This window comes from Clostridium sp. CTA-5 (assembly GCF_054768135.1).
Genome location: NZ_BAAAAT010000009.1, coordinates 133,583 through 144,486 on the forward strand (window position 1 = coordinate 133,583; position 10,904 = coordinate 144,486).

Annotated in this window: 9 protein-coding genes; 8 read left to right on the plus strand and 1 reads right to left on the minus strand. The window is 26.3% G+C overall.

Annotated elements, in window-relative coordinates; all coding sequences use genetic code 11:
* The first annotated feature begins 5 nt into the window (after positions 1 to 5).
* From ACYUET_RS15230 to ACYUET_RS15245, 4 genes are all read left to right on the plus strand, one after another.
* On the plus strand, positions 6 to 218 hold the full coding sequence (locus tag ACYUET_RS15230; protein WP_460281022.1) for a HypC/HybG/HupF family hydrogenase formation chaperone: 213 nt from the start codon (positions 6 to 8) through the stop codon (positions 216 to 218).
* A 60-nt stretch (positions 219 to 278) separates the two neighbouring features.
* Positions 279 to 1,370 carry a hydrogenase formation protein HypD gene (gene hypD / locus ACYUET_RS15235; protein WP_460281024.1) on the plus strand — a complete coding sequence of 364 codons (1,092 nt, stop codon included), beginning with the start codon at positions 279 to 281 and terminating at the stop codon, positions 1,368 to 1,370.
* A gap of 8 nt (positions 1,371 to 1,378) precedes the next feature.
* On the plus strand, positions 1,379 to 2,386 hold the full coding sequence (gene hypE / locus ACYUET_RS15240) for a hydrogenase expression/formation protein HypE (protein ID WP_460281026.1): 1,008 nt from the start codon (positions 1,379 to 1,381) through the stop codon (positions 2,384 to 2,386).
* A gap of 481 nt (positions 2,387 to 2,867) precedes the next feature.
* On the plus strand, positions 2,868 to 3,206 hold the full coding sequence (locus tag ACYUET_RS15245) for a hypothetical protein (RefSeq protein WP_460281027.1): 339 nt from the start codon (positions 2,868 to 2,870) through the stop codon (positions 3,204 to 3,206).
* 295 nt (positions 3,207 to 3,501) lie between these two features.
* On the opposite strand, the gene ACYUET_RS15250 is transcribed toward ACYUET_RS15245, so the two are convergent.
* Entirely contained in the window at positions 3,502 to 3,960 is a 459-nt protein-coding gene (locus tag ACYUET_RS15250; RefSeq protein ID WP_460281028.1) for a MarR family winged helix-turn-helix transcriptional regulator, read from the minus strand.
* A gap of 274 nt (positions 3,961 to 4,234) precedes the next feature.
* Here ACYUET_RS15250 and ACYUET_RS15255 point away from each other — a divergent pair, with 274 nt between their 5' ends.
* The 4 genes from ACYUET_RS15255 to ACYUET_RS15270 all read left to right on the plus strand — a co-directional run bounded on the left by ACYUET_RS15255 (position 4,235) and on the right by ACYUET_RS15270 (position 10,670).
* Positions 4,235 to 6,466, plus strand: a complete 2,232-nt coding sequence (locus ACYUET_RS15255) for an ABC transporter ATP-binding protein (protein WP_460281030.1) — start codon at positions 4,235 to 4,237, stop codon at positions 6,464 to 6,466.
* On the plus strand, positions 6,459 to 8,300 hold the full coding sequence (locus tag ACYUET_RS15260) for an ABC transporter ATP-binding protein (protein WP_460281031.1): 1,842 nt from the start codon (positions 6,459 to 6,461) through the stop codon (positions 8,298 to 8,300). Before ACYUET_RS15255 ends, ACYUET_RS15260 begins: the two co-directional genes overlap by 8 nt.
* A 499-nt stretch (positions 8,301 to 8,799) precedes the next feature.
* Complete coding sequence (locus ACYUET_RS15265) at positions 8,800 to 9,633, plus strand: methyl-accepting chemotaxis protein (RefSeq protein ID WP_460281032.1); 834 nt, start codon at positions 8,800 to 8,802, stop codon at positions 9,631 to 9,633.
* A 173-nt stretch (positions 9,634 to 9,806) separates the two neighbouring features.
* Positions 9,807 to 10,670: an MBL fold metallo-hydrolase gene (locus ACYUET_RS15270; RefSeq protein ID WP_460281034.1), complete on the plus strand. Its 864-nt coding sequence runs from the start codon at positions 9,807 to 9,809 to the stop codon at positions 10,668 to 10,670.
* Positions 10,671 to 10,904 lie beyond the last annotated feature (234 nt).

Genomic DNA, 10,904 nt, shown 5'->3' on the forward strand with positions numbered 1-10,904 from the left:
AAAATATGTGTGTAGCAATTCCAGGTAGAGTATTAGAATTATATAACAAGTATGCACTAATTCAGTTTGGAAAAATAAATAAAGTGATAAACATATCATTAATAGAGGATTTAAAAAAGGGAGAATATGTATTAGTGCATGCAGGATGTGCGATAGAAAAAATGAATGAAGAAGAGGCTTTAGAGACATTAGAAATATTTAAAACATTAATAATGTAATATTTTGCTTAGGTAAGATTTTGTAGTAAGCTAATATAATTTAATAAAGGGAAAAATGATATGTATATCAATAATTTAAAGAAATCAGAAGAAATAGAAATAGCGCTTAAGTTGATAAAGAAAATAAAAGAAAAAGCAATGGAAATAGAAGAAATAAGAATAATGGAAGTATGTGGTACCCATACGAAAAGTATTTATAATAATGGAATAGATAAATTATTACCCCAAAATATAAAATTGATATCAGGGCCTGGATGTCCTGTATGTGTAACTCCACAAAATTATATAGACGGTGCTATAGAGTTAAGTAAGAAGAAAAATATAATCATAACTTCATTTGGAGATATGATTAAAATTCCAGGAACTAAAAGTTCTCTAAGAGAAGAAAAGGCGATAGGGAGAGATATAAGGATTATATATTCTCCATTAGACGCATTAAAAATAGCACAAGAAAATAAAACTAAAGAAGTAGTATTTTTAGCAGTAGGATTTGAAACAACAGCACCTTTAATAGCATTGACTTTAATAGAAGCAAAGATTAATAACATTAATAATTTTTCTATTTTACATTCATTAAAAACTATGCCAAATGCAATGAAAGCATTAATTTTAGATGAAAAGATAAAGATTGATGGCTTTATATGTCCAGGTCATGTAGCAACAATAATAGGGAGTAGAGTTTTTGAACAATTATCAAAAAAATATAAATTACCAATGGCAGTGTGTGGTTTTAAAGCTATAGATATATTATGTGGAATACTTTATATAATAACGATGAAGGAAAAAGATGAGTATAATTGTATTAATTTTTATAAAACATTTGTTAAAGGGCTTGGAAATAAAAAAAGTAAAGAGATATTAGAAGAGGTTTTTATAAATGGAGATAGTATTTGGAGAGGGCTAGGAAATATTAAAAATACAGGTTATATGTTAAAAGAAGAATATAGTTATTTTGATGCAAATATACGATTTGCATTAAAAGATAAGAATATTATATCAAATAAAAATTGTATATGTGGAGAAATTTTAAAAGGAATTAAAATGCCAAAAGATTGTATATTGTTTGGAAAAGTGTGTACTCCGAGTAATCCAATAGGGCCTTGTATGGTATCGAGTGAAGGAACTTGTGGAATAGTATATGAGAATATTTAGGAGGTAATATGGATATTATAACTTTAGCACATGGGAGTGGAGGAGGAGAAACTAATAAACTAATAGAAGATATATTTATAAGATATTTTAATACAAAAGAATTAAAAGAGCAAAATGATTCAGCTATATTAAATGAACTTAACGGAAAAATTGCAGTAACAACAGATAGCTTTGTAGTAAATCCAATATTTTTTAAGGGGGGAGATATAGGGAAATTAAGTATTTGTGGAACTGTGAATGATTTAGCAGTAAGTGGAGCAACTCCATTATACATTACAGTGGGATTTATTATTGAAGAAGGTTTTCAAATAGATGATCTTAAAAAGATAGTAAAATCAATGGCTAATACTGCAAAAGAAGCGAACGTAAAGATAGTAGCAGGAGATACAAAGGTTGTAGAAAAAGGACGGGGAGACAAAATATATATAAACACTACTGGAATCGGAGTAATAGAAGAGTATGGATATATATTAAAAGGTAGCAATATAAAAGTAGGTGATAAAATAATTCTAAGTGGAACCATAGGAGAACATGGTATGTGTATAATTAACGAAAGAGAGAAATTAGGTGTACAGTCTGATATTGTAAGTGATTGTGCTCCTTTGAATGCGTTAACTGAAGAGATTATTAAATGTACTAAAAAAATTAGAATTATGAGAGATCCAACAAGGGGAGGATTAGCTAATACTTTAAATGAACTTGTAAATATTAGTGGGAAAAGCATGAGGATTTATGAAAAAGATATCCCTATAACTGATGAAGTTGGGAATTTTTGTAGTCTTCTAGGTTTTGATCCATTATATGTTGCTAATGAAGGAAAGTTAATTTGCATAGTGAGCAAAAGCGAAGCAGAAAAAGTGTTAAGAGTGATGAAGTCGAATATACTAGGAAAGGATTCAGCTATAATTGGTGAGGTTATAGAAGATGATAAAAGATATCTTTACATTGAAAATGCTTTGGGATCAACAAAAATATTAAAAATGGCACAAGGAGAATTATTGCCAAGAATATGTTGAGTTTTATAAATTAATATTTCGGAGGTGAAATGCTATGTGGATGTTAATAACTATTTTAATAGTAATGGTAATAGGAGTAAGTATAGCATATATTTCAGCTATACATAATATTAAATAAATTAATTACGTTTTAAAACAGTGTTGATATTAAGTATAAGGTGAACTGATATTAAAATTTGCTTTACACTTAACATCAACTTTTTTTAACAAGCACATTAATACACTATAGATTATTTAAAGCATTGTCACACGATTTAGTTTATTTACTTGTTGCTAATTTAATTTCATAAGTAGTACATGCTTTTAAATCATCTAAAATTTTTAAACCTATTTCAAGATCATTTAATTTATCAATATTTATAAAAGCATACTTTTTTATAATAAAGAATAGTGCAATTATATTAATTTAAAACCTCTTAATATATTGTTAGTAGAAATAATTTTTAGATAAAAATAAAAGTATTACAGAAATGGAGGTATTATGAAAAAAGTATTTTTAGTAATAAAAAAAATCTTGTTAATACTTTGGTGGCAAGATATAGAAAAATCAAATCTTTTTGTACGAATATTAAACTATATATGGGCATTTACTTTAAGTTTTGGAGCTTTTTCTTTAGTATATTTATCTAATATGAATTTAATTTTAAAAATAATTATAGGAACGTATTTGATTCTTAATTTTATGTCATTTTGGCCAACTTCAAATTTATTAGATGATAAAGATGAAGTTGAAGGTGGTATATTTTATATTTTTCAAAGGATATTTGTTTTATTTTCATTTGTAATTATTTTAAAGCATGTTATTAATGAGGAAAAATAGTTAAATTACATTATTTGTTAAATTATTTTTTATTACAATATTTTGATAGAAAGCTATTAAATAATCCAATTTTAGGATAAAAATAATATATAAAATTAATTGCTAATATAGTAGAATAGAAAAATATATTATATATTTTTCATATGGTGTCTTCCATTTAAATAGTTTATTAATTATTTGTTTGAATAAAATTAATACTTTTGATGGAATAATATTAATGTCATATATAAAAAACTCCAACTTTTTAATAAAAGCTGAAGTTTTTATTATAATTTTACTAAATACAATGAATTGCTTATTGAAAATTATGTTGCTCTATTTTTTTTATAATTTCTTTTATTGTTTTTGAAGATTCAATAACTTTCTTTTTATCTTCAGATGATAGTATATCAAAATACTTATATAATTTATCAGTCATATTAGCTTTAATAGTTTTAATCATTTCTGTACCGGATTCTGTATTATTAAGTAAGATTTCCTTACGATTTTCAGGATTAACTTCTCTATTTATATATCCTTTATTAACTAAGTTATTTACTATACCTGTGGTTTGCTGTTTAGTAATCATAAGTTCTTTAGCTAAATTAGTCATATTAATAGAATTAAATTTATCTAGAATACATAATGTTTGCATTTGTAATCTACTAATAATAATTGCAGAATTTGTTTCTGTTGGTCTAATTATCAATTTTTTCATACAAATAGAGAGATCCATTAATTCATTTAAAATATCTAAAGTATCTTTATTTTTCAAGAAAATCACCTAACATTTCATTTAGATTTTATAGATTGTATCTATAATTAAGTTTATACAGTAATCATAAAAAAGTCAACAAATATTAACAGTAAATATTTATTGACATAGATAAAATTTCGTTGTAAGATAAGTTTCATAGTAAACAAATGTTGATAATTAAAAATAAAAAACAATTAGTAATGCTGGTTAATTATGGGGTGAGTTTTAGCTACCAGTACAAATATTATAAAAATATTCAATAATAAACAAAAAAAGAAAGGATTAAAAGTATATGCTTAAATTATTAAAACATTTAAAAAAATCAGTTTGGCCTATTCTAGCTATATTAGTTTTATTAGTTGTACAATCAGCTTGTGATTTAACTTTACCAAAATATACTTCAAATATTGTTAATATAGGTATTCAACATGGGGGAGTAGATAAAATAACTCCAGATGTAATTAGAGAGAGTGAAATGAAAAAACTTTCCTTATTTATGGAAAATGAAGATTATAAAAAAGTAATAGAAAATTATGATTTACTTTCTAAAGCATCTACTTCAAATAATAATTATCCTTTGTTAGAAGAAGAAAATCTTTATGTATTAAAAGATACTAATAAAGATAAAATTGAAGAATTAAATTTAATATTGGGAAAACCAATGGTACTGCTTGAGTATTTTGAAAGCGGATCAGATGAAGTTAAGGCAGTTGAAGAGAAGATACTTAACTCATTTCCAGCTGGGGTATTACCACAAGGTGCAGATATATTCGATGCATTTAAAGTTATGCCAAAAGAACAATTAAAAGAAATAACATCAAAAATGAATGAAACATTTAGTAAGTTAGATGATAATACTATTAATCAAATGGCAGTTTCATTTGTAAGAAATGAATATAATACAGTTGGTATAGATATGGATAAATACCAAACACATTATATATTTGTATCTGGTGCAAAGATGCTTGGATTTTCATTAGTGAGTATGGTATCAATAATGCTTGTAGCTTTAATAGCTTCAAGAGTAGCAGCTATATTTAGCCGTGACTTAAGAAGCAGTGTATTTAAAAAGGTTGTTGGATTTACAAATAAAGAATTTGATGATTTTTCAACAGCATCATTAATTACACGTTGTACTAATGATATTCAACAAGTTCAATTACTTACAGTAATGGTACTTAGATTTGTATTATATGCTCCAATTCTTGGAATAGGTGCTTATATAAAAGTTTTAAATACTAATAGTTCAATGTCTTGGGTTATTGGTGTTGCAGTACTTTCTATATTAAGTCTTGTTATTATATTATTTGCAACAGCTATGCCTAAATTTAAAAAATTACAAAAGTTAGTTGATAGAATAAATTTACTTGCTAGAGAAATATTGACAGGCCTTCCAGTAATACGTGCATTTAGTACTGAAAAACATGAAGAAGAACGTTTTGATAAAGCAAATAAAGATTTAACAGATGTTAATTTATTTGTTAATAAAATAATGACATGCATGATGCCTGCAATGATATTTATAATGAATGCAATTACAATATTAATAGTATGGGTTGGGGCTAGTAAAATAGAGAATGCAACAATGCAAGTTGGAGATTTAATGGCATTTATTCAATACACAATGCAAATTATAATGGCATTCTTAATGCTTTCAATGATATCAGTTATGATGCCACGTGCTGCAGTATCAGCAAAGCGTATTGCAGAAGTTTTAGATACAGAAGTATCAGTAGAAGATCCTGTATCAGCCAAAGTATTTGATGATACTAAAAAAGGTTATGTGGAATTTAATAATGTTAGTTTTAGATATCCGAATGCAGAAGAAGATGTTATAAGTAATATTAACTTTATTGCAAAACCAGGACAAACTACAGCAATTATAGGAAGTACGGGTAGTGGTAAAACTACATTAATTAACTTAATTCCTCGTTTCTTTGATATAACAGAAGGAGAGATATTAGTTGATGGAGTAGATGTAAGAAATGTTACTCAACATGATTTAAGAAATAAAATTGGTTATGTACCTCAAAAAGCAATGTTATTCTCAGGAACAATAGAATCCAATATTAAATATGGTGTTGAAAATGCTTCAGATGAAGTAATGGTGAATGCTGCTAGTGTTGCACAAGCTACTGAATTTATAGAAGCAAAACAAGATACATACAATAGCTCAATTTCTCAAGGTGGAAATAATGTATCAGGTGGTCAAAAACAAAGATTATCAATAGCAAGAGCAATTGCAAAACAACCAGAAATATATATTTTTGACGATAGCTTTTCTGCTCTTGATTATAAGACAGATATTGTTCTTAGAAAAGCATTAAACGAACAAATAAAAGACGGTACTATTTTAATTGTAGCTCAAAGAATTAGTACAGTATTAAATGCTGATCAGATTATTGTTTTAGATGAAGGAAAAATAGTAGGAAAGGGTACACATAAAGAATTATTAAAATCCTGTGAGGTTTATAAGCAAATTGCTTTATCACAACTTTCAAAGGAGGAACTTGAGGATGAGTAAGGATAATGTGCAAAGAAAAGCTCCAATGGGCGGCGGAAAAATGGGTACAGGAGAAAAAGCTAAGAATTTTAAAAGTACTATGAATAAATTAGTAAAGTACTTAAGTGAATATAAAATTCCTATAATACTTGTATTTATTTTTGCTATTGGAAGTACAATATTTTCTATAGTAGGACCTAAAATTTTAGGTAATGCAACTACTGAGTTATTTGAAGGATTTATGAGTAAAATATCTGGAGGACCAGGAATTAATTTTAATAAAATTAGTGAAATACTTGGGATATTAATTTGTTTATATGCTGTTAGTGCAGTATTCTCTTTCATACAAGGAATATTGATGACAAATGTTTCTCAAAAGTTAACATATAAACTAAGAAAAGAATTATCAGAGAAAATTCATCGTATGCCAATGAAATTTTTTGATGGGAAAACTCATGGTGAAGTTTTATCAATTTTTACAAATGATATAGACACTTTATCTCAAAGTTTAAATCAAAGTGCAACTCAACTTATAACATCAATAACAACTGTAATAGGTATTATGATAATGATGTTTAGCATTGATTGGATAATGACTTTAGTAGTTTTATGTATAATACCAATTTCTGTTGTAATTATAGGCGTTGTAATTAAAAATTCTCAAAAGTATTTTAAAGAGCAACAAAAATATTTAGGTCATGTAAATGGGCAAGTTGAGGAAGTGTTTAGTGGGCAAAATATAGTTAGGGTGTTTAATAAAGAACAAAAAGTAATTGATGAATTTGAAAAATCTAATGATGTACTATATAAGTCAGCATGGAAATCACAATTTTTATCAGGGCTTATGATGCCTATTATGACTTTTGTAGGTAATCTTGGATATGTAGCAGTTTCAATTTTAGGTGGATATTTTGTTATTAAAGGTAGAATTACAGTTGGTAATATTCAATCATTTATTCAATATAGTAGAAACTTTACTCAACCAATGGGGCAAATTGCTCAAGTTTCAAACTTACTACAATCAACAGCAGCTGCTGCTGAAAGAGTTTTTGAATTTTTAGAGGAAGAAGAGGAAGAACAATTTGTTAAGAATCCTGCATCTATTGATGATGTTCATGGTAATGTAGAATTTAAAAATGTACACTTTGGATATAACCCAGAAAAAATTATAATAAATGATTTCAATGCTAAAATTAAACAAGGACAAAAGGTCGCAATTGTAGGACCAACAGGAGCTGGTAAAACAACTATGATTAAGCTTTTAATGCGTTTCTATGATGTAAATGATGGAGCGATTTTAATTGATGGTAATGATTTAAGAAACTTTAATCGTAGTGAACTTCGTGAAGCTTTTGGTATGGTATTACAGGATACATGGCTATATAATGGAAGTATAATGGAGAATATCAGATATGGTAAATTAAATGCGACTGATGAAGAAGTAATAAAAGCAACTAAAGCAGCTCATGTTCATAATTTTGTAAAAACTTTACCTGATGGATACAATATGGAATTAAATGAAGAAGCAAGTAACGTTTCACAGGGACAAAAACAATTATTGACAATAGCAAGAGCTATATTAGCAGATCCAAAAATCCTTATTCTTGATGAAGCTACAAGTTCAGTTGATACAAGAACAGAAGTACTTATTCAAAAAGCAATGGATAATCTAATGAAGGGAAGAACTAGTTTTGTTATAGCACATAGATTATCGACTATAAAAGATGCTGATTTAATTCTTGTAATGAATGATGGAGATATTATAGAACAAGGAAATCATGAAGAGTTATTATCTCAAAATGGATTCTATGCTAACCTTTATAATTCACAATTCGAAAATGCAAAGGCAATGTAAATATATTAATTTAGTATTAAATTTATAGATTAATATTATAAAAAAATATTTGTAATTACTAATTTATAAGGTCAATAAAAATTAAAAATATAACTATAAAAACTTAAGGGCCTAAATATTAATTTATTTTAATGTTTAGGTCTCTTTTTATTTTTTAGAAAATTATATTACTAAATACTTTAAGGATAAGTTTAAAAATATCTTGTTTTAAAGATAAAATAAGTACCACTAAAAATAATCATATTATTATTCTAAACTATATTTGGAGAGGTTATAGGATTTAAAATATATATTTTTTTAATATAATTAAAATAAAAATGGAAATAATAAAATAATTGTCCAAAATAATGAAAAAGTGATATAATATTGAAAACAATATCATATGATAAAGCTGACATTTAGAAAACTTATATTTGAAAGGGGTAGTAGTTTATTAAATTGATAGAAGATATAAATGTTAGTGATGTTAGCAATTAGATAAAAATTGGGAGTGAGTTTTATGATAAATAAAATAGAAGAAAATGAATTAATGCAAGCATTTTATACTTTAATGCCATATTTTAAATATTATTTTGATGATGAATTAATTTTTACTATATCTAATACTGAAAAGTTTTTGTTAGTAAAAGATAGTGAAAATTTAAAAATGAAATCTAAAACAGGAGATTTAATACCAAATGGCTGTGCAGCTGATGTATGCTTAAAAGCTAAAAAACAAGTTTCTGTTCTAGTTCCTGAAGATGTTTTTGGTGTACCATTAAAAACTATAGCAATTCCAGTTTTTGAAAATAATCAAATGGCAGGAACAATAGTAATTGGAATGAGTGTAGCAAGAAAAGAAAAGGTTGCAGATATGTCAAATACTTTATCAGAGTCATTAGGACAGATAGGTAGTAATTTATTTGATATGGCATCTGGACTTCAAAAAATATCTGAAACTAATTCAGATATAGAAAAATTTATAGAGATTACAAATGATAATTATAAGAAAACAGATGATGTATTAAAATTTATAGAAAGTATAGCTAAACAAACTAATCTGTTAGGATTAAATGCAGCTATAGAATCAGCAAGAGCAGGGGAATATGGAAAAGGATTTAGTGTAGTATCTAATGAAATTAGAAAATTATCTCAATCAAGTAGTCAATCTATAAATGAAATTAATCAAATATTGAGTGATATACAAAATTCAATAAATAAGATATATAATAGATTTAATGCTTCAAATTCATTATTAGATAGACAAGCATCAGGGTTAGAAGAAATTACTGCAACAGTTCAAGAACTTAATTCTACAGCAGCACTTCTAAAGGAGTTCGCTAGTACAATATAAGGCATATTCAAAAAAATAGATCAGTATGTTTGTATATTTTACCTCATACTTCGTCGGCAAACTAAGCTAATAGCTCACTATTAACTTAGTTTGTCTAATTGTCTGAAACAAAATATATGTTACATCGTTGATCTATTATTTCATTTCATGTGCCTAAAAAGGGAGATGTTAATATGAAAATAACCACATTAATAGAAAACACACAAGATAAGGAAGAAAAGCTAAAAAATGAACATGGCCTTTCTATGTTTATTGAATATAATGGTTGTAATGTTTTATTTGATACAGGAAAAACAGGAGATTTTATTGAAAATGCTGAAAAATTAAATGTTGATCTTAATAAGACTGATATTTTAGTTTTAAGCCATGCACACTATGATCATTGTGGTGGAGTGAAAAGACTATTAGAAACTTATAACATAAAGCCTAAACTTATAGTAAGTAAGTATTTTTTTGATAGAACAGATAAATACCATTATTCAGACGGAAGTCTTAAATCAGATTTTTCAAAAGAATCTGGTTATGCATATATAGGAATTGATTTTGATAAAAAATATATTGAAACTAAAGGGATTCCAATAGAAAGTTTGGAAAAAGATGTTCTAGAAATTTGTGATAATATTTTTGTATTTTCTAATTTTAATAAATATTATGATTTTGAAAAAGTAAATTCTAATATGCAACGTAAAGTTAATGATGAATATATAGTTGATACATTTGATGAAGAAGTAGCATTAGGAATTAAAACTTCAAAGGGATTAGTTGTATTGCTAGGATGTGCACATCCAGGATTTTTAAATATGGTAAAAACTATAGAAGAAAGAACTAAAGAAAAGATAATAGGGATAATTGGAGGAACTCATCTTATAGAAGCTGATGATGAAAGGATAGAAAAATCAGTCGAGTATTTGAAAAAATCAGGTGTTGAATTACTAGGATTATCTCATTGTACAGGAGATAAAGCAGTTAATATTTTTAATAAGGAATGTAATAAATCATTTACTAATAGAACAGGTACAATACTAGAATTAGATTAATTAGTAAAATACTAATAATATTTAAGTAAAGTGAAAATCTACTATGATTTTCACTTTTTTTTATTCTTTAGGAAATTATATTTTTAAAAATCTGTGGATAACTTAGATTATATTATTGCTTAAAGATTAAGAAATAAAACCTAAAGAATAAAAAATAATCATATGCCGCACCATTATTCCTGCACTACGTTTGGAAAGGGTGCATGGCTAAAAAAAATCGACGCTCCACAGTCG

Coding starts and splice junctions, on each gene's coding strand:
- ACYUET_RS15230 (WP_460281022.1), top strand. CDS start 6: ATGTGTGTAGCAATTCCAGGTAGAGTATTAGAATTATATAACAAGTAT.
- hypD (WP_460281024.1), top strand. CDS start 279: ATGTATATCAATAATTTAAAGAAATCAGAAGAAATAGAAATAGCGCTT.
- hypE (WP_460281026.1), top strand. CDS start 1,379: ATGGATATTATAACTTTAGCACATGGGAGTGGAGGAGGAGAAACTAAT.
- ACYUET_RS15245 (WP_460281027.1), top strand. CDS start 2,868: ATGAAAAAAGTATTTTTAGTAATAAAAAAAATCTTGTTAATACTTTGG.
- ACYUET_RS15255 (WP_460281030.1), top strand. CDS start 4,235: ATGCTTAAATTATTAAAACATTTAAAAAAATCAGTTTGGCCTATTCTA.
- ACYUET_RS15260 (WP_460281031.1), top strand. CDS start 6,459: ATGAGTAAGGATAATGTGCAAAGAAAAGCTCCAATGGGCGGCGGAAAA.
- ACYUET_RS15265 (WP_460281032.1), top strand. CDS start 8,800: ATGATAAATAAAATAGAAGAAAATGAATTAATGCAAGCATTTTATACT.
- ACYUET_RS15270 (WP_460281034.1), top strand. CDS start 9,807: ATGAAAATAACCACATTAATAGAAAACACACAAGATAAGGAAGAAAAG.